This window comes from Crossiella sp. S99.2, from assembly GCF_023094165.1.
Taxonomy (GTDB): domain Bacteria; phylum Actinomycetota; class Actinomycetes; order Mycobacteriales; family Pseudonocardiaceae; genus Crossiella.
The window spans coordinates 774,892-799,475 of sequence record NZ_JALMDK010000001.1 but is presented as its reverse complement, the minus strand read 5'-3'; the positions used below and the strand labels follow the sequence as shown (position 1 = coordinate 799,475).

18 protein-coding genes are annotated in these 24,584 nt (G+C 70.9%); 7 read left to right on the top strand and 11 right to left on the bottom strand.

Features of this window, described 5'->3' with window-relative positions:
- Positions 1–164: 164 nt before the first annotated feature.
- Genes MZC64_RS03930 through MZC64_RS03905 form a run of 6 tightly spaced genes read left to right on the top strand, consistent with a single transcriptional unit; the run spans position 165 to position 8,401 of the window.
- A complete protein-coding gene (locus tag MZC64_RS03930; RefSeq protein WP_247755672.1) occupies positions 165–1,478 on the top strand; it encodes an extracellular solute-binding protein in 1,314 nt (437 codons plus the stop codon).
- Positions 1,471–2,379 carry a carbohydrate ABC transporter permease gene (locus MZC64_RS03925; RefSeq protein ID WP_247755671.1) on the top strand — a complete coding sequence of 303 codons (909 nt, stop codon included), beginning with the start codon at positions 1,471–1,473 and terminating at the stop codon, positions 2,377–2,379. The genes MZC64_RS03930 and MZC64_RS03925 overlap by 8 nt, the downstream gene beginning before the upstream one ends.
- Complete coding sequence (locus tag MZC64_RS03920; RefSeq protein WP_247755670.1) at positions 2,376–3,194, top strand: carbohydrate ABC transporter permease; 819 nt, start codon at positions 2,376–2,378, stop codon at positions 3,192–3,194. The genes MZC64_RS03925 and MZC64_RS03920 overlap by 4 nt, the downstream gene beginning before the upstream one ends.
- Positions 3,195–3,196: 2 nt before the next feature.
- On the top strand, positions 3,197–4,450 hold the full coding sequence (locus tag MZC64_RS03915; RefSeq protein WP_247756249.1) for a glycosyl hydrolase: 1,254 nt from the start codon (positions 3,197–3,199) through the stop codon (positions 4,448–4,450).
- Positions 4,443–7,493, top strand: a complete 3,051-nt coding sequence (locus MZC64_RS03910) for a glycoside hydrolase family 38 C-terminal domain-containing protein (protein ID WP_247755669.1) — start codon at positions 4,443–4,445, stop codon at positions 7,491–7,493. The genes MZC64_RS03915 and MZC64_RS03910 overlap by 8 nt, the downstream gene beginning before the upstream one ends.
- Positions 7,493–8,401: a glycosyl hydrolase family 18 protein gene (locus MZC64_RS03905; RefSeq protein WP_247755668.1), complete on the top strand. Its 909-nt coding sequence runs from the start codon at positions 7,493–7,495 to the stop codon at positions 8,399–8,401. Before MZC64_RS03910 ends, MZC64_RS03905 begins: the two co-directional genes overlap by 1 nt.
- A gap of 19 nt (positions 8,402–8,420) precedes the next feature.
- Here the strand turns inward: MZC64_RS03905 and MZC64_RS03900 are convergent, their stop codons facing one another.
- Genes MZC64_RS03900 through MZC64_RS03890 form a run of 3 tightly spaced genes read right to left on the bottom strand, consistent with a single transcriptional unit; the run spans position 8,421 to position 14,394 of the window.
- The gene (locus MZC64_RS03900; protein ID WP_247755667.1) at positions 8,421–11,714 is read right to left on the bottom strand and encodes an error-prone DNA polymerase; all 3,294 of its coding nucleotides are present in this window, start codon (positions 11,712–11,714) and stop codon (positions 8,421–8,423) included.
- On the bottom strand, positions 11,714–13,630 hold the full coding sequence (locus MZC64_RS03895) for a DNA polymerase Y family protein (RefSeq protein WP_247755666.1): 1,917 nt from the start codon (positions 13,628–13,630) through the stop codon (positions 11,714–11,716). The genes MZC64_RS03900 and MZC64_RS03895 overlap by 1 nt, the downstream gene beginning before the upstream one ends.
- Positions 13,630–14,394 (bottom strand): hypothetical protein, encoded by a 765-nt coding sequence (locus MZC64_RS03890; RefSeq protein WP_247755665.1) that lies wholly within the window; start codon positions 14,392–14,394, stop codon positions 13,630–13,632. Before MZC64_RS03890 ends, MZC64_RS03895 begins: the two co-directional genes overlap by 1 nt.
- Positions 14,395–14,736: 342 nt before the next feature.
- On the opposite strand from MZC64_RS03890, the gene MZC64_RS03885 reads away from it, so the two are divergent.
- Positions 14,737–15,378, top strand: coding sequence for a hypothetical protein (locus MZC64_RS03885; protein WP_247755664.1), 642 nt, complete (start codon positions 14,737–14,739; stop codon positions 15,376–15,378).
- A 24-nt stretch (positions 15,379–15,402) separates the two neighbouring features.
- On the opposite strand, the gene purH is transcribed toward MZC64_RS03885, so the two are convergent.
- The 8 genes from purH to MZC64_RS03845 all read right to left on the bottom strand — a co-directional run bounded on the left by purH (position 15,403) and on the right by MZC64_RS03845 (position 24,502).
- Positions 15,403–16,983 carry a bifunctional phosphoribosylaminoimidazolecarboxamide formyltransferase/IMP cyclohydrolase gene (purH, locus tag MZC64_RS03880; RefSeq protein ID WP_247755663.1) on the bottom strand — a complete coding sequence of 527 codons (1,581 nt, stop codon included), beginning with the start codon at positions 16,981–16,983 and terminating at the stop codon, positions 15,403–15,405.
- A 41-nt stretch (positions 16,984–17,024) separates the two neighbouring features.
- Positions 17,025–17,642: a phosphoribosylglycinamide formyltransferase gene (purN, locus tag MZC64_RS03875; RefSeq protein ID WP_247756247.1), complete on the bottom strand. Its 618-nt coding sequence runs from the start codon at positions 17,640–17,642 to the stop codon at positions 17,025–17,027.
- A gap of 120 nt (positions 17,643–17,762) precedes the next feature.
- Positions 17,763–19,271 (bottom strand): DUF6350 family protein, encoded by a 1,509-nt coding sequence (locus MZC64_RS03870; RefSeq protein WP_247755662.1) that lies wholly within the window; start codon positions 19,269–19,271, stop codon positions 17,763–17,765.
- 141 nt (positions 19,272–19,412) lie between these two features.
- Positions 19,413–20,099, bottom strand: coding sequence for a DUF5336 domain-containing protein (locus MZC64_RS03865; protein WP_247755661.1), 687 nt, complete (start codon positions 20,097–20,099; stop codon positions 19,413–19,415).
- 162 nt (positions 20,100–20,261) lie between these two features.
- A complete protein-coding gene (gene sucD / locus MZC64_RS03860) occupies positions 20,262–21,152 on the bottom strand; it encodes a succinate--CoA ligase subunit alpha (RefSeq protein ID WP_185000240.1) in 891 nt (296 codons plus the stop codon).
- Positions 21,153–21,155: 3 nt separating this feature from the next.
- Positions 21,156–22,325, bottom strand: a complete 1,170-nt coding sequence (gene sucC / locus MZC64_RS03855) for an ADP-forming succinate--CoA ligase subunit beta (protein WP_247755660.1) — start codon at positions 22,323–22,325, stop codon at positions 21,156–21,158.
- Between the two features lie 104 nt (positions 22,326–22,429).
- Entirely contained in the window at positions 22,430–22,828 is a 399-nt protein-coding gene (locus MZC64_RS03850; protein WP_247755659.1) for a cobalamin B12-binding domain-containing protein, read from the bottom strand.
- Positions 22,829–22,837: 9 nt separating this feature from the next.
- Positions 22,838–24,502 (bottom strand): hypothetical protein, encoded by a 1,665-nt coding sequence (locus MZC64_RS03845; RefSeq protein ID WP_247755658.1) that lies wholly within the window; start codon positions 24,500–24,502, stop codon positions 22,838–22,840.
- Between the last annotated feature and the right edge of the window lie 82 nt (positions 24,503–24,584).

Sequence of the window (24,584 nt, the reverse complement as noted above, 5' to 3'; positions counted from 1 at the left end):
GATTCCGAGATAAAGCGCATTAGTTCAGGCACTGTCGCGCGGGTGAACACGGCCTGTCAAGCACTGGACAAGAAAGTGGACAGGGCTACTCTCCGGTGTTGACGCAGCCCGATCGACAGCGCAATTTTCACCCCACCTGGAAACCCGCCGAAGGAGTTCTCGTCATGCGCCTTGCCAGAGGGTCGACAACGGTGTTGGCCGCGATGACGGCGGCGGCGCTCGCGCTGTCCGGCTGCGGACTGGGCGGGTCCGGGCAGCAACCGGGGAACCAGGCAGTCACCGGTGAGATCAAGGGGCAGGTCAGCTTCCAGACCTGGAACCTCAAGAGCAAGTTCGGCGACTACTTCACCGGCCTGATCGCCGAGTTCGAGAAGCAGCACCCCGGCACCAAGGTCGAGTGGCTGGACCAGCCCGCGGACGGCTACGCGGACAAGCTGAGCGCGGACGCCACCGCGGGCACGCTGCCGGACATCATGAACCTCTCGCCCGACCTGGCCTACCCGCTGTACCAGAAGAAGCTGCTGCTCGACCTGGACACCGCGGCGCCGGAGGCGAAGAAGGACTACCTGCCCAACGCCTGGGCCGGGTACGTGATGCCCTCGCCCGACCCGGCGCTGCGCCGCAACGCGAGCTTCCCCTGGTACCTCAACACCGGCCCGTACTTCTACAACAAGCAGCTGTTCGGCCAGAACGGCCTGGACCCGAACAAGCCGCCGAAGACCTATGACGAGCTGAAGGAACAGGCGCTGCGGCTGGCCAGTGTCAGCGGCGGCAAGGTCGCCATGCTCGGCCAGACCCCCGGCATCGAGGACTTCGGCCTGTACGGCGTGCCGCTGATGGACGAGGGTGGCACCAAGTTCACCTTCAACGACAGCAAGGGCGTGCAGCTGATCGAGCTGTACAAGGCCATGTACGACGCCAAGGCACTGCTGCCCGAGGCGCTCTCGGCCACCTACACCGGCGCGGGCGCGAAGTTCCTCGCCCAGCAGATCGCGTTGTCCTCCGGCAGCGCCTACGACCTGCAGAAGTTCCGCACCGACGCGCCCGGCCTGTACGCCAACATCGGCATCACCGAGCCGATGAGCAACACCGGCAAGGCCAACATGTACCTGCAGGGCCTGTCCATCGCCGCGCAGAGCAAGAACAAGCCGACCGCGATCGCCTTCGCCCGGTTCGTCACCAACGCCAAGAACCAGCTCGCCTTCGCCAAGATCGTCACGGTCTTCCCGAGCACCGCGGGCACCCTGGACGACGGCTTCTTCACCGCCGAGGACGGCACCGACGTCGGCCGGGTCCGGGTGGCCGCGGCCAAGCAGCTGGCCGGCGCGGTCAACTACACCCCGGTGCAGCTCTCCGACCAGATGAAGACCATCCTGCGCAACGAGATCGCCAACGCCATGCTGGGCAAGCAGTCCGCGAAGCAGGCACTGGACAACGCGGTCGCGCAGAGCGACAAGCTGTTGCGCCCCAATGGCTGAGCTAGCCCAGCGGCGCAAGCCGGTCAAGCGGGAGTGGTGGCTGACGCCCTGGCTGTTCCTCGCGCCCGGCCTGGCGGTGGTGCTGCTGTTCAGCGTCTACCCGTTCCTCAACACGGTGCTGCTGTCCTTCACCGACGCGACCGCGCTCGGTGGCGGGCAGTTCACCGGGGTGGACAACTTCGTCCGGATGCTGGACGACCCGCAGTTCTGGACCGCGATCACCAACTCCTCGCTGTACGTGGTCGGGGTGGTGCCCGCCCTGGTCGTGCTGCCGCTGCTGCTGGCCCTGCTGGTGCGCAAGCAGGTCCCGGGCATCACCTTCTTCCGCTCGGCCTTCTACACCCCGGTTGTCGCCTCCATCGTGGTGGTCGGGCTGATCTGGACCTGGCTGCTGGACAGCCGCGGTCTGGTGAACAGCCTGTTGCAGGGCCTGCAAATCGTGTCCGAGCCGATCCCCTTCCTCACCGACGAGACGCTGCTGCTGATCAGCGCGATGGTCGTGACGGTGTGGAAGGGCCTGGGCTACTACATGATCATCTACTTGGCGGCGCTGGCGAATGTGCCCAAGGAACTGCACGAGGCGGCCGAGGTGGACGGGGCCGGGCCGATCCGCCGGTTCTTCTCCATCACCGTGCCCACCATCCGCTCGACCATGGTGCTGGTGGCCGCGCTGTCCGCGGTGGCCGCCTTCCGGGTCTTCGCCGAGATCTTCATCCTCTCCGGCAACTCCGGCGGGCCCGGCGGCGCGGACATCACGCTGGTGATGCTGATGCGCCAGACGGCCACCGGCCTCAACGGCGACCTCGGCTACGCCTCCGCGCTGAGCCTGGTGCTGTTCGTGCTCACCCTCGGCCTGATGTTGCTGGTGCTGCGGCTGAACCGGAAGGAGGACGAGGCGTGAGGATCCGGCTCGTGCTCCGCTACCTGGTGCTGGTGGCGGTGCTGCTGCTGTCCATCGGCCCGTTCCTGTGGCAGTTGTCCACCTCGCTCAAGGGCGTCGGCGAGGACATCTACAGCTATCCGCCCGCGTTCCTGCCCAGTGATCCGACGCTGGCCAACTTCGGCAAGGTCGCCGACGTGGTCCCGGTGTGGGACTTCGCGTTGAACTCGCTGATGGTGGCCAGCGCGAACGTGGTGCTCAACTGCCTCGGCGCGTCGATGGCCGGCTATGCCTTGTCCCGCATGCGTTTCCGCGGCCGGGGCTTCGCGGTGCTGGCCTTCCTGCTGGCGCTGCTGGTGCCCGGTGAGGCGATCCTGGTCTCGCTGTTCCTGATGATGCGCAGCCTCAACCTGGCCGACACGCTGGTCGCGGTGGTGCTGCCCGGGGCAATCGGCGCGCTCAACGTGTTGTTGATGCGCAACGCCTTCAGCGCGCTGCCCGCGGCGGTGGAGGAGGCCGCGGTGATCGACGGGGCGAACGCCTGGCAACGGTTCACCCGGATCGCGCTGCCCTCGGTGAAGGGCTCGGTGGCCGTGGTGGCGATCTTCTCCTTCATGTTCAGCTGGGACGACTTCCTGTGGCCGTTGATCGTGCTGAGCAACCCGGAGAACTACACGCTCACCATCGGCCTCAACTACCTCAAGGGCACCTTCGCCCTTGACCAGCGGCTGGTCGCGGCGGGCACCATCATCGCCGTGGCGCCGCTGATCCTGATGTTCGTGAGCCTGCAGCGGTACTTCTTCCGCGGGGTCGGTGAGGGGGCGGTGAAGGGTTGAGCGTGCGATTCGGCGTCAACTACACACCTGCGCGGGACTGGTTCTTCCACTGGCTGGACTTCGATCTGGACGCGGTGCGGCGGGACCTGGACTCGATCGCGGGCCTGGGCCTGGACCACATCCGGGTGTTCCCGCTGTGGCCGGTGTTCCAGCCGAACCGGAACCTGGTGCGCGGCAACGCGGTCCGGGATCTGCTGGCGGTGGTGGACGCGGCAGCCGAGCGCGGTCTGGACGTGGCCGTTGACGGGTTGCAGGGCCACCTGTCCAGCTTCGACTTCCGTCCATCGTGGACGGTGAGCTGGCACCGGCGGAACATGTTCACTGACCAGGATGTCGTTGCGGGAGAAGCCTTCTACCTCAACACGCTGGCCACCGCGCTGGCGGAGAAGCCGAACTTCCTCGGTATGACGCTGGGCAACGAGGTCAACCAGTTCTCCGACAAACCGCATCCGGACCCGGATCCCGTTGGCGTGGACCAGGCCGAGTCCTGGCTGCACCAGCTCCTGGCGGCCTGCGAGGAGGGCGCGCCCGGCAAATTCCACACGCACTGCGCCTACGACGCGGTGTGGTTGCAGGACGGGCACCCGTTCACCCCGGCGCACGCGGCCCGGATCGGCGCGGCCACCAACGTGCACTCCTGGGTGTTCAACGGCACCGCGCAGCGCTACGGCGGTGACTCCGCGGCCACCGCGCACTACGCCGAGTACCAGGTCGAACTGGCCGCGGCCTGGGCCACCGATCCAGCGCATCCGGTGTGGTTGCAGGAGGTCGGCGCGCCCGCCCCGCACATCCCGGCCGAGCGCGCCGGCGAGTTCGCCGCGGCCACCGTGGCCAACGCGTTGTCCTGCCCGAACCTGTGGGGCATCACCTGGTGGTGCTCGCACGATGTGAGCCGGGAGCTGGCCGACTTCCCCGAACTGGAGTACGGGCTCGGCCTGTTCACCAACGACAACCAGCGCAAACCCGCCGGGCAGGCCATCGCGGACGCGGTCGCCGCGCAGAAAACCGCGCCTGCCCAACGGATTGTGCGCAAGACCGCGCTGGTGCTCGACGTCGGCGACGAGCACACCGCGCCCGCCCGGTCCACCTGTGGCCCCGGCGGGGAATTCTTCGAAGCCTGGTTGCGCCTGGCGCAGCAGGGCGCCCGACCGGCCGTCGTGCGCGCATCGGTCGCCCACGACGCCGAACACCTTGCCGCCCGCGGCATCTCCGAGGTTGTGCACGTGCCGGACGTCTGGAGTAGCAAGCATGCATGACGACCACAAGCTGATCGAGGGCCGGATCGAGCGGGTGCTGCGGGAGCGGATCCGCCCCGCGGTCTACCCCAGCTCGGTCGGCGTCGACCTCGCCGTGTGGCACGCCCCCGGTGAGCCGGTGCCCGCGGCCGAGGGCCTCGCCGCCGAGTACGAGCCCAGTGCCGTTGGCGCGCAATGGGGTCCGGCCTGGGGCACCAGCTGGTTCCGGCTCACCGGCACGGTGCCGCCGGAATGGGCCGGGCTGGCCGTAGAGCTGGTCTTCGACCTCGGCTTCGACGAGAAGATGACCGGGTTCCAGTGCGAGGGCCTGGCCTACCGCGCCGATGGCACCCCGGTGAAGGGCCTCAACCCGCGCAACACCTGGCTGCCGGTCGGCGATCCGGCCCAGGGCGGGGAGCAGGTCGTCTACTACCTGGAGGCCGCGGCCAACCCGGTGCTGCTGGACTACATCCCGTTCCAGCCCACCCAGGAGGGCGACCGGCTCACCTCCAGCGACGCGCCGCTGTACCGGATCGCGCGCGCCGACCTGGCCGTGTTCGACCACCAGGTGTGGCACCTGGTGCAGGACATCGAGGTGCTCTACCAGCTCATGCTGGAGCTGCCGCTGACCGAGGCCCGGCGCTGGGAACTGTTGCGCGCCTTGGACCGCGCCATCGACGCGGTGGACCTGCAGGACGTCAACGGCACCGCCAGCGCGGCCCGCGCCGAACTGGTGGACATGCTCAGCCGTCCCGCGCACACCAGCGCGCACCAGGTCTCCGCGATCGGGCACGCGCACATCGACTCGGCCTGGCTGTGGCCGCTGCGGGAGACCGTGCGCAAGGTCGCGCGCACCGCCTCCAACGTGACCAACCTGATGGACGAGCACCCCGGTTTCCACTTCGCGATGTCCCAGGCGCAGCAGCTGGCCTGGATCGAAGAGCACCACCCGAAGGTCTTCGCCAGGGTCAAGGAGAAGATCGACACCGGGCAGTTCGTGCCGGTTGGCGGGATGTGGGTGGAGTCGGACACCAACATGCCCGGCGCGGAGGCGATGGCCCGGCAGTTCGTGCACGGCAAAAACTACTTCCTGTCCCGCTTCGGCATCGAGACCAACGAGGTGTGGCTGCCGGACTCCTTCGGCTACACCGCGGCGATGCCGCAGATCGTGCGTGCCTCGGCCTCCCGCTGGTTCCTCACCCAGAAGATCAGCTGGAACCAGACCAACAAGTTCCCGCACCACACCTTCTGGTGGGAGGGCCTGGACGGCACCCGGATCTTCACCCACTTCCCGCCCGCGGACACCTACAACTCCGAGCTCAGCGGCAAGGAGCTGGCGCACGCCGCGCGCAACTACCAGGAGAAGGGCAAGGCCACCCGCTCACTGGTCCCGTTCGGCTGGGGCGACGGCGGTGGCGGCCCCACCCGCGAGATGCTTGCCCGGGCGGCTCGACTGTCCGATGTGGAGGGTTCGACCCGGGTCACGGTCGAGCCGCCGGGTGAGTTCTTCCGCAAGGCCGAGGAAGAGTACCCGGACGCGCCGGTGTGGGTGGGCGAGCTGTACCTGGAGTTCCACCGCGGCACCTACACCAGCCAGGCCAAGACCAAGCAGGGCAACCGGCGCAGCGAGCACCTGCTGCGCGAGGCCGAGCTGTGGGCGGCCACCGCGGCGATCCGGCTGGACGCGGCCTACCCGTACGAGCGGCTGGACCGGCTGTGGAAACTGGTGCTCACCAACCAGTTCCACGACATCCTGCCCGGCTCCTCGATCGCCTGGGTGCACCGGGAGGCCGAGGAGACCTACGCCGCGGTCGCCGACGAGCTGAACGAGATCATCGGTGCGGCGCAACAGGCCCTGGCCGGGGCCGGGGCCCAGCCGGTGGTGTTCAACGCGGCCCCGCACGCCCACGCCGAGGTCCCGGCCGCGGGCGCGCTGACCCGCGGTGAGTTCACCGGACATCCGGTCACTCTGTCCACAGTGGATGGTGTGACAGTGCTGGCCAACGAGTTCGTCACCGTGACCGTGGACGGCGACGGCCTGATCAGCTCGATCCACGACCAGCTCGCCGACCGCGAGGTGATCGCACCGGGCGCGCGGGCGAACCTGTTGCAGCTGCACCCGGACTTCCCGAACATGTGGGACGCCTGGGACGTGGACTCCTTCTACCGCAACAAGGTCACCGACCTGACCGCGGCGAAGCAGGTCAGCGTGGAGACCAACTCGCCAGAGCTGGCCACCATCCGGATCGAGCGGTCCTTCTCCGTCTCCACCGTCACCCAGCTGCTCACCCTGCGCGCGGGCAGCCGGTCGGTGGAGATCGACACCGAGGTGGACTGGCACGAGACGGAGAAGTTCCTCAAGCTGAGCTTCCCGGTGGACGTGCAGTCCGACCGGGTGGCCGCGGAAACCCAGTTCGGGCACGTGTACCGGCCCACGCACACCAACACCAGCTGGGACGCGGCCAAGTTCGAGATCTGCGCGCACCGCTGGGTGCACCTCGGCGAACCGGACTACGGGGTGGCGCTGGTCAACGACTCCACCTACGGCCACGACATCAGCCGGAGCGCCCGCGAGGGCGGTGGCACGGTCAGCGTCATCCGCGCCTCGCTGCTGCGCGCGCCGCGGTTCCCGGACCCGCAGACCGACCACGGCGTGCACCGGTTCCGGCACGCGCTGGTGGTGGGCGCGGACAAGGCCGACGCGGTGCGCGCCGGGTACCGGATCAACCTGCCGGAGCGGGTGGTGCCCGGTTCCGGCGCGGCCATCACCCCGCTCGTCACGGTGGACAACCCGGCCGTCGTGGTCGAGTCGGTCAAGCTCGCCGAGGACCAGAGCGGCGATCTGGTCCTGCGGCTCTACGAGGCGCTGGGCTGCCGCGCCAGGACCCGGCTCACTCTCGGCACCGAGGTCGCCGCCGCGTACTCCACCGACCTGCTGGAACGCCGCTGGGACGAGACCGTCGAGTACGAGGTCACCGGCAACGGGTTCGACCTGAGCCTGCGACCCTTCGAGATCATCACCGTGCGACTCCCTCGAACCCCTGTCACCGAAGGAGATCACTGATGCGCAAGCTGCTCACGGCGGCAGGCGGGGCGCTGGTCCTGTTGCTGGCCATGGCTTTGCCCGCGCAGGCCGCGCCCTACCAGCGCACCGTCGTCTACTACCAGACCCAGTACAGCAACGGGGCCACCGGTGACTACGTCTCGCCGTTGCCGTTGCTGACCAACAACACCGGGGTCACCGACCTCATCGTGGCCGCGATCCACCTCAACGCGGACAAATCAGTGCACCTCAACGACCACCCGCCGGCGCACGAGCGCTACACCCAGATGTGGCGGGACCTCAAGACCATGCAGGACCGCGGTGTCAACGTAATCGGCATGGTCGGCGGCGCGGCCCAGGGCACCTACGCGAACCTGGAACGCGACTTCGGCGCCTTCTACCCGTTGCTGAAGAACGTGATCACCACCTACGGGCTCAACGGCGTCGACCTCGACGTCGAGGAGAAGATGTCCCAGGCTGGCATCACCAAGCTCATCGACCAGTTGCGCGCCGACTTCGGCAGCGGCTTCATCATCACCCTGGCCCCGGTGGCCAGCGCGCTCTACGGCGGCGGCAACATCTCCGGCTTCGACTACGAGACGCTGTACCGGGACCGCGGCAGCAAGATCGACTGGTTCAACGCCCAGTTCTACTGCGGCTGGGGCAGCATGGCCAACACCAGCGGCTATGACCGCATCATCGACCGCAAGCTCATCCCGGCGGCCAAGGTGGTCGCCGGCGTGATCACCAACCCGGCCTCCTGCGGCGGGTACGTGGAGCTGGACACGCTGAAGACCACCATCCGCGCCCTGGTCGCCAAGTACCCGACCTTCGGCGGCGTGGACGGCTGGGAGTACTTCAACTCCAACCCCGGCGGCACCGCCCGCCCGTGGGAATGGGCCAAGGAGATCACCGCGGCCATGCGCTGAACCCGGCAACCCGGTGCGCTCACTGGAAATCGCGTGAGCGCACCGGGATCCGCAGGTCCAGCACGGACAGGTGCTCCGCGCGCAGACTGATCACCGCGCCGACCCGCTCCACCACCCCGCGCACCACCAGCGCCGAGGACAGCCGCGCGATCCGCCGGTAGCGGGCCCACACGCCCTGCACGCACACCACGTTGACCATGCCGGTCTCGTCCTCCAGGTTGAGGAAGGTGACCCCGCCCGCGGTGGCCGGGCGCTGCCGGTGGGTCACCGCGCCGCCCACCGCGACCCGCCGCCCATTGTCCACAGTGGACAGTTCGGCGGCGCTGAGCACACCCCGCTCGGTCAGTTTCCCGCGCAGGAACTGGATCGGGTAGCTGTCCGGGGAGATCCCGGTGGCCCACACATCCGCGATGGCCTGTTCCAGTTTGTCCATGCCCGGCAACGGCGGCGCGGCGTGGCCGACCGTGGTGCCCGGTAGTTTCTCCGGCCCCTCCCTGGCCACCGCGCCCGCGGCCCACAGCGCGGCCCGGCGACTCAGCCCGAAGCCGCTGAACGCGCCCGAGGTGGCCAGCGCCTCCAGTTGCGGCAGGGTCAGCCGGCAGCGGCGGGCCAGGTCGACCATGTCCACGAACGGCGCCCTGGCGCGTTCGGCCACGATCCGCTCGGCCAGCGGCAGACCGACCGTGCGCACCGCGGCCAACCCCAGTCGTACCACGGGTTTGTCCGGCTCGCCGGGTTCCAGGCCGGCCTGCGGCAGGCTGGCGTTGATGTCCGGGCCGAGCACGGTGACCCCGTGCCGCCGGGCGTCGGCGACCAGGGACTGCGGGGAGTAGAAGCCCATCGGCTGGGCGCGCAGCAGCGCGGCGCAGAACGCGGCCGGGTAGTACAGCTTGAACCAGCTGCTGGCGTAGACCAGCAGCGCGAAGCTGAGCGCGTGGCTCTCGGGGAAGCCGAAGTTGGCGAAGGCCAGCAGTTTGTCGTAGATGCGCTGGGCGCGCTCGCCGGTGATCCCCTTGTGCCCCATGCCGGTGAAGAACCGGTCCTTGAGCCGGGCCATCCGCTCGCCGGAACGCTTGGATCCCATGGCCCGGCGCAGTTCGTCCGCCTCGGCCGCGGAGAACCCGGCCACCTCCACCGCGATCTGCATGAGCTGCTCCTGGAACAGCGGCACGCCAAGGGTTTTCGCCAGCACCGGTTCGAGCAGCGGGTGCTCGAAGGTGACCTTCTCCTTGCCGTTGCGGCGGCGGATGTAGGGGTGCACCGAACCGCCCTGGATCGGGCCGGGCCGGATCAGCGCGACCTCCACCACCAGGTCGTAGAACTTCTCCGGCCGCATCCGGGGCAGGGTGGCCAGCTGGGCCCGGCTCTCCACCTGGAACACACCGATCGCGTCGGCCCGGCACAGCATCTCGTACACCGCGGGATCGGCCAGGTCCTGACCGAGCTGGTGCAGGGTGACCTTCCGGTCGTGGTGCTGCTCGACCAGGTCGATCATGTAGTGCAGGGCGGAGAGCATGCCCAGGCCGAGCAGGTCGAACTTGACCAGGCCCATGGCCGCGCAGTCGTCTTTGTCCCACTGCAGCACGCTGCGGTTCTCCATCCGGGCCCACTCCACCGGGCAGGTCTCGCCGATCGGGTCGTCGGAGATCACCATGCCGCCGGAGTGGATGCCCAGATGCCGTGGCGCGCCTTCGAGTTCGGCGGCCAGCTCCAGCACCGGCAACGGGATCTCGGTATCGTCCACAGTGGACTCCATCGGCCCCCAGCGCTCGATCTGCTTGCTCCAGGCGTCCTGCTGGCCGGTGGAGAAACCCAGTGCCTTCGCGGTGTCCCGCACCGCGGACCGGCCGCGATAGGTGATCACGTTGGCCACCTGCGCCGCGTGGCTGCGACCGTAGCGTTCGTACGCGTACTGGATCACCTCCTCCCGCCGGTCGGACTCGATATCCAGGTCGATGTCCGGCGGCCCGTCCCGCGCCGGGGCGAGGAAACGCTCGAACAGCAGCTGGTACTTCACCGGGTCGGCGTGCGTGATGCCCAAGGCGAAGCAGACCGCCGAGTTGGCCGCCGATCCCCGTCCCTGGCACAGGATGTCCGCCTTGACGCAGAACCGCACCAGATCCCACACCACCAGGAAGTACCCGGCGAACCCGAGGTCTTTGATCACCGCCAGCTCATGCTCGACCTGCCGCCGCTGCGCGGCGAACTCCGCCCCCTCGGCGACCCGCTTGCGCAGCCCCAGGTAGACCTGTTCGCGGAGGTAGCTGTCCTCGTCGTGGCCCGGCCCCACCGGGTAGGGCGGCAGCCGCGGTTTGACGCTGTTGAGGTCGAAGCGCAACCGGATGCCCAGTTCGGCGGCGGTGGGCACCGCGGTGGGATAGCGCCGGAACCGCTCGGCCATCTCCGCGCCGGAGCGCAGGTGCGCGGCCCCCGCGGCAGGCAGCCAGCCGTCCATCTCGTCCAGGCTGCGCCGGGCCCGCACCGCGGCCAGCACGGTGGCCAGCCGGTGCCGGTGCGGCGCGGCGTAGTGCACCGCGTTGGTGGCCACCACCCGCAGCCCGGCCCGCTCGGCCAGTCCGGCCAGCCGGTCGTTGCGGATGGTGTCGCCGGGCAGCCCGTGATCGGTCAGCTCGACCACCACGTGCTCCCGCCCGAACAAGGCCACCAGCCGGTCCAGTTCCCGCCCGGCCGCGTCAACGCCACCGGTGGCCAACGCCTGGCGCACCATGCCTTTCCGGCAGCCGGTCAGCACCAGCCAGTCCTCATTCGCCTGCGCGGCCACGTCTTCCAGCTCATAGACCGGCTTGCCCTTCTCCTGCCCCGCCATGTGCGCCGTGGTGATCGCCCGGCACAGCGAGCGGTAGCCGTGCGCGTTCCGCGCCAGCACCAGGAGATGACTGCCCTCCGGATCCGGGATCCCGTTCTGCGGCATGGTCAGGCCCAGGCTCAGCTCGGCCCCGAACAGCGTGCCCAGCCCGTGTGCCCTGGCCGCCTCAGCGAAGCGCACCACGCCGTACATGCCGTCGTGGTCGGTGATGGCCAGCGCGGTCAGCCCCAGTCGCGCCGCCTCGGCCGCCAGTTCCTCCGGATGGCTGGCGCCGTCCAGGAAGCTGAAGTTGGAGTGGCAGTGCAGTTCGGCGTAGGGCACCCGCGGCGGCAGCTGGCTGGGCGGCAGATCCGGTTCGTAGGCGGCGCGGCGGCGGGTCCAAGCCGGGCTATCCCCGCCGTCGCCGGGATGTTCCTCGTCCCGAGGCTTGCCGGACAGCGCCCGCTCGAACTCCTGCCAGCTCACCGGCGGGTTGTTCCAGCCCACTAGTCGTACACCCCTTCCACCTGCCAGGACCCGTTGACGCAGGCCAGTAACAGCGCCTGCCCGTCGGCCAGCAGCACCTGCAACCGGGCCACCCGGTTCGCGCCCTGCTCCGGCGGCAGCCACCAGCGCTCCTCCACCGTCCACGGCCCGGCCCAGGCGGTCACCAGCCGCGACCGTCCACTTTCGACAGTCACCTCATACGGCACGCCGCTGATCCGCTGCCGCGCGCTGACCCCGATCAGGTTGCCGAGCCGATCCCGCACGATCGCGGCCACCGGCTCCTCCGGCACCAGCGTCGGCGAGGGCGCGGGCAACTGTCCCGGCCACGGCGGTTCCGGATCGTGCCGGGCCCGCGGCTCATCCCCCCAGGGCACCAGCCGGACACGCTCCCCAGGACCGCGCCCACCGCCGAGCACCCCGGTGCACACCGCGTCCGGCCCCAGCATCCCCTGCACCCGGACGAAGGCCCGGCCCGCGCGTTCGGCCAGTTGCGCGGCGCCCTCGCCCTTCCACAGGTCGAGCTGGAGCACCCCGGCGTCGACCACTTCCTCCGGCTCCACCCGCAGCAGGCTGATCCCGGCGGTGGGCCCGCCGGCCCGCAGCCAGCCGTCCAGCTGCCAGCGCACCCGGTCGGCGATCCCGTTGGCGGTCAACGGTTCCGCACAGCGCCACACCCGGCTCAGCTCCTCCCCGTGCTCGGTCCGGGCCTGGATGCCCAGCCGGGTGCAGGCCAGCCCGCGCGCGGTCAGCAGCGTGTGCAGTTGCTCGGCCAGCGCCCGCGCCGCGAACGCCGCCGCGTCCACCCGCTCCACCGGCGGATCCAGCACCTGGGCCACGGCCAGTTCCGCGGGCGGCAACCGCCGGTCCGCGGGCCGTTCCTCCAGCCCACGCGCCAGCCGATGCGCCCGCACCGCCCCCGCCCCGAACCGCGAGGCCACCTCCCGCTCCGGCAACGCCCCGAACTCCCCCAGCGACCGCAACCCCAGCCGCCGCAACAAATCCACCAGCTCCCCGCGGCCGCTCAGGCGCTCCGCGGGCTGGTCCAACTCCCCAATCCCCAATGGCGCCAAGAACTCCGGGCTCCCACCCGCCGGCACCAACACCCCCCGATGCGCGGCCAGCGTCGCCGCGAACAACCCATCAGCCACCCCGACCTGGCACTCCACCCCCGCCAGCGCCCCCACCTGGTCCACCAACCGCTCCGCGGCCCCCGCCGCCCCGAAGTACCCCACCGGCCCCTGAGCGGGCAACGCGACCAACCCCGGCCGCACGATCTCGATCCCCGGCGCGAGTTCCTCGATCCCCAACGCCACCGGCTCGAACAGTCGTGCGTCCCGGGTCTGGTCGTCCTCGAACACCACCAACTCCGGACAGCGCCCCTCGGCCTCCCGCCGCCGCAACCCACGCCGGATGCCCTCCACCCGCGCGGTGACCGAGCAGGCGAGCACCTTGCCGCCCGCGAGCACGGCGCAGGGGGTGCGCGGGTCGAGCCCGGCAGCGGCGATGGCGGCGGTCACCGGCCAGTCCGGGCACCAGAGCACGAGCAGGCGCAGCGGTCGGTAGCCGGCGGGGATCGCGGGCAGCGCGGCTTCCGGGACCCGGTGCGCGAGCCCGGCATAACGCGCCAGCCCGGTACCGCCGCCGGTAGGGCGGGGAGGGCGGCCCGGCTCCGACGGCGCAGATCCCGGCGACTCGGCCTCCAGCCCGCAGCCACCCCGCCGGTCAAACGGCTCCGGCGCCAACGGCACGGACTCGGGCAACGCGGGCCCGGAGAACGCGGGTTCAGACACCGCGGGCTCTGCCAGCACGGACTCGGACAACGCAGGCTCGGAGAACGCGGGCCCGGACAGCGCGGCTCCCACCGTGCTGCCGCCACCCCGGCCGGACTGCCCCGCCCCCGGTTCGGCCGCCATCATCAGCCCGCCAGCGCCGCGTCCGCCGCGACACCCACGGTCGCAGCACCCATCGCCGCAACATCCGCCGCCGCGGCATCTCTTGCCCCAGCCCTCCCTGCCGCAGCAACCACCGCGGGAACTCTCCCCGCCGCGGCGTCCACCACCGCGACACCCGCTGGCGCGACGCCCACCTCGCCGAACTCATCCGGTGCTGGCGTGCCCGGTCCCTCCAAGCTCAGCCAGTCGCGGCGGGGGCGGGTGGCGGCGCGTCTGCCGCTGACCTCGATCAGCAGCTCGCTGCGGGTGAACTGGCCGTGGCCGTTCGCCAGGCCGTGCCAGCGGATGTCCACACAGGACAGTTGGAGGTCGGCGCCCGGCCAGGTGCCGAAGGCGAGCAGCACCGAGCCGCGGTGGCGGGCCCGGACTTCCAGCTTGCGGGCCTGGGCGGGAGCGAGCGCGGCCGGGTTGGCCAGGACGACCAGGTCCAGGCCGTCGAGCAGGGCGGCGGTCACCGCCGCCGATTCCCGGCGCGGCCGTGGTACCAGGGCCAGGCGTTGTACCGCCACCCCCGCTTCCGCGGCGGCGACGAGCCCTAGCCCCGGCAGCCCAACCACGGCGGCCCAGGAACCGGCGGCGGTGGCCGTCGACAGCAATCCCAGCAGGAGTGCTGTCGACCCGCGCACCGCTACGGTGCTGCCGCGGCGCAGGCCACCCCCTGGGAGAATGGCAGCCAGCTCCGCGCGCACCGGCAGCATCCGCCCCAAGGCGCGATCGCCGGTGGTCACGGCAACCCCATTTGCCGTGACCACCTCAGCGAGCGCTGCCAGCGAGGCAACTGCCACCTCAACACCGCCTTCCCACGTTCACGTGCACGCACCCAGGTGCACGTCACAAGCCGTGGGAAGTCGGCTGATCGAGTTCCCCGGAACCCCGGCACCGGTTTCCTCGACTCAATCGAACAGGTGTTCGATCGATGGGAGTATCTAATCGGGTCGAGGGGGCGAAGGTCAAGTGACGTCACCCGTTTTTTCGAACTGACGTTCGAGCGCCACACTGTCGGGCAGAACGATGTTCGACCGTCACGCTCTGGGGGTTTGATGACCGCGGTTCCACCACCCGGCTGGGGGATGCCGAAGCCTCGCCGGCATCGCAGCACCATCCCGCTGGTGATCCTGCTCGTCGTACTGGTACTGATGATCATCGGTGGCGGGATCTTCGCCTACATCCAGTACCAGTACGCGCACAAGGACTACGGCACATCGCCGAACACCCTCAGCTCGAACGCGTTGTGCGACAAGGTGTCCGGGCCGGCCAAGGAACGCGCCCGGACCACCAACCCGGACAAGGCCGAGCTGAAGAAGTACGACAACGGCAGCCAGATCGCCTGGTGCGGCTGGCGGCAGACCAAGGGCAAGGACGGCGAGGGCCAGCGCTTCCTGCAGGTCGAACTGGCCGACTCCACCGAGAGCACCGACACCCGGCGGGCCGAGGACCTGGTGGAGCGGCTGGAACTGGCCAAGCGCTACGCCGGCGGCGATTACCAGGTGGACAAGCTCGACGGCGTGGGCGACGAGGCCTACTTCGCGGTGAAGAAGCCGGCCACCACCAGCATCACCACCGTCGAGGTCCAGGTGGGCGCGCGCAACGCGAACGGATTCGTCAAGGTCACCTACAGCGGCTTCGACGTCGGCACCTTCAGCAAGCGCCAGCCGAACCTGGACGACCTGAAGACCGCGGCGGTCGCGGTCACGCAGGACGCCCTGCGCTGACCACGACCGCCGCCGGTCCCAGGATCAGTGTGCGAAGTGCCGGGTCCCGGTGAGGTACAGGGTGACCCCGGCGGCCTCCGCGGCGGCGATGACCTCGGCGTCGCGGACCGAGCCGCCGGGCTGCACCACGGCCCGCACCCCGGCGGCCAGCAGCACTTCCAGGCCGTCCGGGAACGGGAAGAAGGCGTCCGAGGCGCCGACCGCGCCCTTGGCCCGCTCACCCGCGCGGGAGACCGCGAGCCGGGCCGCGTCCACCCGGTTGACCTGGCCCATGCCGCAGCCCACGGTGGCCCCGTCGGCGGCGAGCAGGATGGCGTTGGACTTCACCGCGCGGCAGGCCCGCCAGGCGAAGGCCAGATCGGTCAGGGTGGCCTGGTCCGCGGGCGTGCCGCAGGCCAGGGTCCAGTTCGCCGGGTCGTCGCCGGTGGCGTCGATGGCGTCGGCCTGCTGGACGAGCAGCCCGCCGGAGACCGGGCGCAGCTCGATACCGCCCCGCTTCGGCGGTTCGGCGACCAGGATGCGCACGTTCTTCTTGCGTGCCAGCACATCCACCGCGCCGTCGGCGTAGCCGGGGGCGATGATCACCTCGGTGAAGATCTCCGCGACCTGCTCGGCCAGCTCCACGGTGACCTCGCGGTTGACCGCGATGACCCCGCCGAAGGCGCTGACCGGGTCGCAGGCGTGCGCCCGCCGGTGCGCGTCCGCGATGGCGCCAGGGTCACCGTCGGGCAGCGTGGAGACCGCGATGCCGCACGGGTTGGCGTGCTTGATGATGGCCACACAGGGCAGCTCGTGGTCGTGCGCGGCCCGCCAGGCGGCGTCGGAGTCGACGTAGTTGTTGTACGACATCTCCTTGCCGTGCAACTGCTCCGCGTTGGCCAGCCCGCCGCCGCGGTGGCTGGAGGTGTACAGCGCGGCCTGCTGGTGCGGGTTCTCGCCGTAGCGCAGCACCGAGGCGCGCTGCCAGGTCGCGCCGACCCAGCCGGGGAAGCCGGAGCCCTCGTCGTCGGGCGCGAGCGTGCTGCCGATCCAGGAGGCGACCGCGACGTCGTAGCTCGCGGTGTGCCGGTAGGCCTGCGCGGCCAGCCGCTGGCGCTGGGCCAGGGTGAAGCCGCCGGCCTGGATCTGCTCCAGCAGCCAGCCGTAGCGGGTCGGGTCGACCACGACGGCCACGTTGGCGTGGTTCTTCGCCGAGGCGCGCACCATCGCCGGGCCGCCGATGTCGATCTGCTCCACGCACTCCTCCGGCCCGGCGCCGGAGGCGACCGTGGACTCGAACGGGTACAGGTTCACCACCAGCAGGTCGAACGGGGCCACGCCGAGCTGGCCGAGCTGCTCGACGTGCTCGGGCCGCCGCACATCGGCGAGCAGCCCCGCGTGCACCCTCGGGTGCAGGGTCTTGACCCGCCCGTCCAGGCACTCGGGGAAGCCGGTCAGCTCCTCCACCGGGGTCACCGGCACGCCCGCGTCGGCGATCCGCGCCGCGGTGGAGCCGGTGGAGACGATCTCGATGCCCGCCGCGTGCAGGCCGGTGGCCAGCTCGAGCAGGCCGTCTTTGGCGGAGACGCTCACCAGTGCGCGGCGCACGGGACGTCGTTCGTCCACCGGGGACTCTGTGGGTCGAACCGTCGCATCAGGCGCAGCGGTCACGGAATGCTCACCTCTCGTCCGGTCACGGTGCAGCCGTGTGCGGCCAGCCTGGCGATGGTGTCCACCAGCAGGCCGCGCTCCACCGTCTTGATCCGTTCATGCAGCTCGTCAAGGCCCTCGCCGGGCCGGACGTCCACCGCGCCCTGGGCCAGGATCGGGCCGGTGTCCACCCCGGCGTCCACCAGGTGCACGGTGCAGCCGGTGACCTTGACCCCGTAGGCCACGGCGTCGGCCACCGCGTGCGCGCCGGGGAAGGCGGGCAGCAGCGCGGGATGGGTGTTGACCACCCGGCCGCCGAAGCGGGCCAGGAAGTCGGGTCCGAGGATCTTCATGAACCCGGCCGAGACGACCAGGTCGGGTTGGCAGGCCTGGACCGCCTCGGCCAGCGCGGTGTTCCAGGCCGCCCGGTCGGCGTGCTCGCGCAACCGGACCGTGAAGGTCGGGATCCCCGCGCGCTCGGCGCGGGCCAGCCCCTCGATGCCGCCCCGGTCGGCGCCGACCGCGACCACGGTGGCCGGGTAGTCCGGCGCGGCCGCGGCGTCCAGCAGCGCCTGCAACAAAGTGCCGGAGCCGGAGACGAGGGCGACGATGCGGACCGGTGCGCTCCACCGCAGCCGTTGGACTGCCGGGGCGAGGTCCGGTTCGATAGTGCTCAGCGTGGTCTCCTGCGGGCCGGATCCGGGGCTGCGACCAGCGTAGGCGCTGCCCCGTTCGGCCCTGTGGCCAGGGGCGGCCTAGCGTTTCCCTGGTTCCTCTGGCGGTTCCAGGAGGGCTTGTTCCAGCTCCTCCTCGCCGACGAAGTCCTCCTCCTCACCCGCGGGCGGCGGCACCTCCTCGGCCACCGGCTCGGGCTCGGGCGTCACCTCGGCCGCGTCGTCCTCAGCGACCTCCGGCTCCTGATCCGGCTCGTCCTCGGCCACCGGTTCCGCCTCGTCAGCGTCCTCGACGGCCTCCGCAGCCACCTCGGCAGCGTCCTCGGCCTCGGCGTCGGTTTCCGCGCCGTCAGCGGCATCCTCGGCCGCCTCGGCGTCCTCCTCCTCGACGGCCTCCGGATCGTCCTCATCCTCGATCTCGTCCGTCTCCTCGCGCGGCCCGGCGACCCAGGCCACCACCGCCGCGGGCCCGGCCACCCAGCAGAACAACGCCACCGCGAGCAGCCCGGCCTGGATCCGGAAACTCGTCACACCCAGGTTCCCACCGGTCAGCGCCGCCGCCACGAAGGCCGCCGCGGCCACCACCGCGCCGGCCACCCCGACCACCAGCACCCGGTTCTGCGGCTGCGGATCCGCCCGGCGGCACACCCAGCCCAGCAGCACTCCGGCGCCGATCGGCAGCAGCAGGCACACCAGCCACCACCGGGTGCCGGACTCCGGCAGCGCGGCCAGCAACGGAAACGGCGGTTCCAGTCCGCCGATCACCCGCAGCGGACTCACCACCACCGCACCGAGGTTGAACCCCGCACCGGCCACAAAGGACAGTGCGGCGACCACCGCGTTCGGCAGGTACAGCAGGCACACCAGCAGCAGTCCGAACCCGCCGATCCCGGGCGCCAGCTCGGCGAAGGCGCCGCGCACCGAGCCGAAGGACAGCGCCAGTGCCAGCGCGACCAGCAGCGCACCCATGGCGCACAAGGACATCAGCGCGACCCGGGCCGCGCGCAACCCGGCGTACCCGCCCTCACCCAGCCGCCGCCGGAGCAGCGCGGTCAGCCCGCACCCGCGGGCCACCCCGGTGGTCGCGGCCAGCGCGGCGATCAGCCCGCAGGCCAGCGCGCCGGTGGCCGGGGCGGCGGCGAAGGGCGGATCGGTGAACGCGGCCAGCATCCCGCCGACCACCAGGTGCGCCACGCCCATGGTGGCGATCACCCGCACCGCGTCGGCCGGGCGACTCAGCCGCAACCGGCGGGCCAGGCCACCGGCGGCCTTGGCGGACAACAGGAACACCAGCACGGTGGGCAGCAGCGGCAGCACGCCGAGGGCGAAGCCGCGAATGGTCAGCGGCACGTGGTGGGCGGCCAGCCACAGCGGTCCGGCGGCCGCGGACACCGCCTCCAGCGAGATCACCGCGCGGTCCGCACCGGCCAGCACCAGCGCGATGACCGCGGCCGATCCCAGGTAGCCCAGGGCGATCACGCCGAGGGCCACCGCCAGCGCGGCCCGCACCTGCTGCGCCGCGGTGGCGGGCGGCGCGGCAACGCCGGGGCCGGGGACGCTGCCGTGCGTAGTCGGTCGGAGCACGGTCACCCGGCCACCATCGCACCCCGACCTGGGCGATTCGCCGAGGCACGCCGAGCTAACCAGGTATCTGCACACCACCGGGGGTGACTCCGAGTGTTCGGAATCACCCCCGGCGTCGCACTGTCCGCTATGGACAGTGCGGGTGGCTCAACTCTGTTGCGGGCCGCCGAATCCACTGGGCGGCGTGCCCGGGTGCTGGAACTGCCGGGTCGCCTCGGGCGAGCCGAAGCCGCCACCGGCGGGCGGCGGCTGCTGTGGCTGCCCGTACTGCTGCGGCTGCCCGAACTGGCCGGGCTGCTGCTGCGGCTGGCCATACTGCTGCGGCTGCTGGCCATAGGGGGGCTGCTGCTGCGGCATCGCGCCCGAGGGCGGGTTCCAGCCACCGGGCTGGCCGCCGTAGGGGTTGGCCGGCGCGGCGGGCTTCGGCTCGAACTTGATCATGCCGATGTCCAGCAGCAGCGCGGCGGAGACCGCACCGGCCTGGAGCACCGCGGCGATCAGCACCACCACGTACAACCCGGCCACGCTCACCGTGTTGGTGATGTTGACCAGCAGGTCGAGCATGCCGACCACGGCCAGCATGGCCGCCACCCACAGGAACTGCGGCGCCTTGGGCAGCAGGGTCATCCCGGTCAGCACGGCGCTGGCCAGCATCAGCGCGATGCCGAAGGGCAGGCCGAGCCGGGAGACGTCATCGGAGAAGGTGCAGAAGAAGATGACCAGGCCGAGCCCGGCCGCGACCAGCGCGAGGATCAGGCCGAAGTTCGGTCCGGCGGCTGGCTGCCCCGGCTGCTGCTGCGGCTGCGGCGGGGGAACGCCGAATGGCACGGACATGACCGGTTGTCCTCCTCGTTCGAGGTGACCGCGAGTGACGGCTCTGCGCCGGAAACGCTAGCCGATATCGATCGGGTGAGATGCCCCGGGACCCCGGAACGACAGCGGCCGGGCGCCCCCGTTGGGCACCCGGCCGTGTCCGTCCACAAAGGACTATTGGGCTCAGCCCAGGTTCTGCATGATCTCGCGCATCAGCGCGGCGGTCGCACTCGGGGTCTTGCCGACCTTGACGCCTGCGGCCTCCAGGGCCTCCTGCTTGGCCGCGGCGGTGCCCGAGGAACCGGAGACGATGGCGCCCGCGTGGCCCATGGTCTTGCCTTCGGGGGCGGTGAAGCCCGCGACGTAGCCGACCACCGGCTTGGTGATGTGCTCGGCGATGTAGGCCGCCGCGCGCTCCTCGGCGTCGCCGCCGATCTCACCGATCATCACGATCGCCGCGGTCTCCGGGTCGTCCTGGAAAGCCTGGAGGGCGTCGATGTGGGTGGTGCCGATGATCGGGTCGCCACCGATGCCGACCGCGGTGGAGAAACCGAAGTCCCGCAGCTCGTACATCATCTGGTAGGTCAGGGTGCCCGACTTGGACACCAGACCGATCTTGCCCGGCCCGGAGATGTCGGCCGGGATGATGCCCGCGTTGGACTTGCCGGGCGAGATGACGCCGGGGCAGTTCGGCCCGATGATCCGGGTCTTGTTGCCGGTGGCGTTGGCGTGCGCCCAGAAGTAGGCGGTGTCGTGCACCGGGATGCCCTCGGTGATGACCACCGCGAGGCCGATGCCGGCGTCGATGGCCTCGACCACGGCGCCCTTGGCGAACTTCGGCGGCACGAAGACCACGGTGACGTCCGCACCGGTGGCGGCCATGGCCTCACCGACGGAGTTGAACACCGGGAGCAGGGTGCCGTCGAAGTCGACGGTCTGGCCGCCCTTGCCGGGGGTCACGCCGCCGACAATGGTGGTGCCGGACTTCAGCATCCGCTTGGTGTGCTTGGAGCCCTCGGCACCGGTCATGCCCTGGACGATGACCTTGCTGTGCTCGGTCAGGAAAATAGCCATCGGTCATGCCCCCGCAGCAGCGAGCTCGGCGGCCTTGTCGGCCGCGTTGTCCATCGTGTCCACCACGGTCACCAGCGGGTGGTTGGCCTCCGCCAGGATGCGGCGGCCCTCTTCGACGTTGTTGCCGTCCAGGCGGACGACCAGCGGCTTGGTGGCCTCGTCACCGAGGATGCCCAGCGCCGCGACGATGCCGTTGGCCACCGCGTCGCAGGCGGTGATGCCACCGAAGACGTTGACGAAGACCGACTTGACGTCGGTGTCGCCCAGGATGATCTCCAGGCCGTTCGCCATGACCTCGGCGGACGCGCCGCCGCCGATGTCCAGGAAGTTGGCCGGCTTGACGTTGTTGTGCTGCTCGCCCGCGTAGGCCACCACGTCCAGGGTGGACATGACCAGGCCCGCGCCGTTGCCGATGATGCCGACCTGGCCGTCGAGCTTGACGTAGTTGAGGCCCTTGGCCTTGGCCTTGGCCTCCAGCTCGTTCTCGGCGGCCTTGTCGACCAGCTCGGCGTGCGCCGGGTGCCGGAAGTCGGCGTTCTCGTCGAGGGTGACCTTGCCGTCCAGGGCGATGATCTTGCCCTGGGGGTCGCGGACCAGCGGGTTGACCTCGACCAGGGTGGCGTCCTCGGCGACGAAGGTCGCCCAGAGCTTCACGATGACCTCGGAAACCTGGTCGGCCACCTCGGCCGGGAACTTGGCCAGCGCGACGATCTCGTCCGCCTTGGCCTTGTCCACGCCCTTGATCGGGTCGATCAGGACCTTCGCGAGGGCCTCGGGCTTGGAGACCGCGACCTCCTCGATGTCCATCCCGCCCTCGACGGAGGCCATGGCCAGGAAGGTGCGGTTGGCCCGGTCCAACAGGAAGGAGAAGTAGTACTCCTCCGCGATGTCGGAGGCCGGGGTGACCAGGACGCGGTGCACGATGTGCCCCTTGATGTCCAGGCCCAGGATGGCTTCCGCCTTGGCCTTGGTGTCCTCGGGGCTCTCGGCGAGCTTGACGCCGCCGGCCTTGCCACGCCCGCCGGTCTTGACCTGGGCCTTGACCACAACGGTCGTGCCGAGGTCCGCCGCGATCGCGCTGGCTTCTTCAGGGGTGCTGGCCACGTTGCCGGGCAACACCGGCACTCCGTGGGCGGCGAAGATATCCTTCGCCTGGTACTCGTACAGGTCCACTAGAAGTCTCCTGCGACGCCGGTGTCGGACTGGCAGACCCTATCGACACCAGACCCTTGACACGCGCCCCTACCCGGTGAAGTCCGTCACCGTGAGCAACGGCACTACTGCGCAGGCACGTTCCCGCGGACCCAGTCCACGATTTCCTGGGTGGTCGCGCCGGGGGTGAAGACCTTCGCCACGCCCAGCTCACGCAGCCTGGGCAGGTCGTCGTCGGGGATGATGCCGCCGCCGAAGACGACCACGTCCGCCGCGCCTTTCTCCCGGAGCAGTTCGATCACCCTGGCGAACAGGGTGAGGTGCGCGCCGGAGAGCACGGACAGGCCGACCACGTCGGCATCCTCCTGGATGGCGGTCTGCACCACCTGTTCCGGCGTCTGGTGCAGGCCGGTGTAGATGACCTCCATGCCGGCGTCCCGCAGTGCCCGCGCGACCACCTTGGCGCCCCGATCGTGGCCGTCCAGACCGGGCTTGGCCACCACCACGCGAATGCGACCGCTCATGCCGGCACGCTACTCCGTGGAGCGCGTTGCTGACGAGCGTCGCGACCACGCGACACCCGCCCCGGCGAGCAGCACGATCAGCGCGCAGATCCCGGCGAAAAGTCCGGCACCGGCAGAACCGCCACCGCGGATCGGCAGTTCGGCCACCCGCAACGCGATCACCAGCGCGGCCCCGGCAAGCAGCGCGGTGCCCCTGGCCGGCCGGGCGCGCGGGGCGAGCAGGGCCGCGGCCAGCACGGCGGCCGCGGCCAGCAGCAGGCCCCAGCTCTCGGTGCGGAAGTCGCCGAGCAGCCCGCTGGCGAAGTCCGGGCTGTCCACCACCGGCAGCAGGTAGGCGGCCAGCCCCAGCACGGCCGCGAGCAGCGCCGGGACCAGCACCACCCGGTCCGCGCTGATCTCGGACAGGTCCACGGTGTCCTCCCGCTCCACCCCGCCGGCCAGCAGGGTGAGCAGCCCGGCGACCGCCGCGCAGGCCACCGCGATGATCACCAGCACCGCCGCCAGCACCGCCACCGGCGTCCCGTTGACCTGGCTCAACGCCGTGTCCAGCACGTCGAGGCCGGTGACCGGGACCGCCACCCAGGCCACCGCGAGCGCGGGCCGGGTGCTGGTCGCGGTGTCCCGGAAGAGCAGCAGCAGCCCCAGCCCGAGCAGGATGAACCCGGCCGGGGCGAGCATCCGGGAGGAGCCGACGGTCTGCGTCACGCCCGAGGCGAGCCGGGCGATCGGCAACGCGCTGGCCGTCACCGCGAGCACGCCGGAGACGGTGGCCAGGATGCCCGCGGCGAGCTGGAGCTTCTGGTACCCGGCCAGTCCGATCTCGAAGACCAGGTCCCGGCGTAGCCCGGCCACCCAGGCGAAGACCAGCAGCGCCGTCAGCAGCAGCGCGGTCAGCAGCGCGCCGATCCAGTGCAGCAGGCCGAGCTCCAGACCGGGCGTGGCCAGCGCGGAGATCATCGGCACCAGCGTCTGACCGGCGAGGACGGCGACCAGGCCGATCAGCCCACCCCTGGCCACCGCCGGATCGGCCGCGCTGGCGAAATACCCGGCGGCGAACAGCACCGACCCGGCCAGCAACAGTGTGCCGGCGAACGCCAGCGCCGGGGTCTCAGTGATCACCCGGACCGGCAGGAACGGCTCGGTGGAGCCGAAGGCGGGCAGGAACTGCAGCAGCACGACCGCGCAGGCCACGCCCAGCACACCGAACATCAGCCCCGGCCGGGACCGCGCGGCCTCCCTGGCCTCGACCTCCCCGCCGCTGCCCGCGAGCACTCCGGCCGCGGCCAGCAGCAGCCTGCTCAGCAGCAACAGGTAGAGGCCGCCGCTCGCGGAGAGCTGCACCAGCGCGGTCGGCACGAACAACTCCGGCCGGGTCACGCTCCACGGGTCGGCCAGCACCTGGAGATCGGCCAGCAGCAGACCGGGGGTGAGCATCGCGGCGGCGCGCAGGATCCCGGCCGCCCCACCGTGGTCGCCACGCACCGTCCAGATCAGCGCCAGCACCGCCGGTAGCGCGCTGACCAGCCCCAACAGCAGCCAGGACGGGTAGCTGGGCGGCATCGCGGGCGAAACCGACCCGATCAGCGGAGCGAGTGCGGCGAACGGGACCGCGAGCGCGGCCACACCGATCGCGGCGCGTAGCCGGGCGGGCGAGACGGGGGATCCGGACGTCACTGCGCAGATCGTAGGTGAGCCGGGTGGCCCAGGCGCGGCGAATGATCTCCAGCCAACCCTGGTTCGCGCTGGTGGGAACCCA

Excerpts from the sequence above, each read along its gene's own strand:
- MZC64_RS03930 (WP_247755672.1), top strand. The coding sequence starts at position 165 with ATGCGCCTTGCCAGAGGGTCGACAACGGTGTTGGCCGCGATGACGGCG.
- MZC64_RS03925 (WP_247755671.1), top strand. The coding sequence starts at position 1,471 with ATGGCTGAGCTAGCCCAGCGGCGCAAGCCGGTCAAGCGGGAGTGGTGG.
- MZC64_RS03910 (WP_247755669.1), top strand. The coding sequence starts at position 4,443 with ATGCATGACGACCACAAGCTGATCGAGGGCCGGATCGAGCGGGTGCTG.
- MZC64_RS03905 (WP_247755668.1), top strand. The coding sequence starts at position 7,493 with ATGCGCAAGCTGCTCACGGCGGCAGGCGGGGCGCTGGTCCTGTTGCTG.
- MZC64_RS03895 (WP_247755666.1), bottom strand. The coding sequence starts at position 13,630 with ATGATGGCGGCCGAACCGGGGGCGGGGCAGTCCGGCCGGGGTGGCGGC.
- MZC64_RS03885 (WP_247755664.1), top strand. The coding sequence starts at position 14,737 with ATGCCGAAGCCTCGCCGGCATCGCAGCACCATCCCGCTGGTGATCCTG.
- MZC64_RS03865 (WP_247755661.1), bottom strand. The coding sequence starts at position 20,099 with ATGTCCGTGCCATTCGGCGTTCCCCCGCCGCAGCCGCAGCAGCAGCCG.
- sucD (WP_185000240.1), bottom strand. The coding sequence starts at position 21,152 with ATGGCTATTTTCCTGACCGAGCACAGCAAGGTCATCGTCCAGGGCATG.
- MZC64_RS03850 (WP_247755659.1), bottom strand. The coding sequence starts at position 22,828 with ATGAGCGGTCGCATTCGCGTGGTGGTGGCCAAGCCCGGTCTGGACGGC.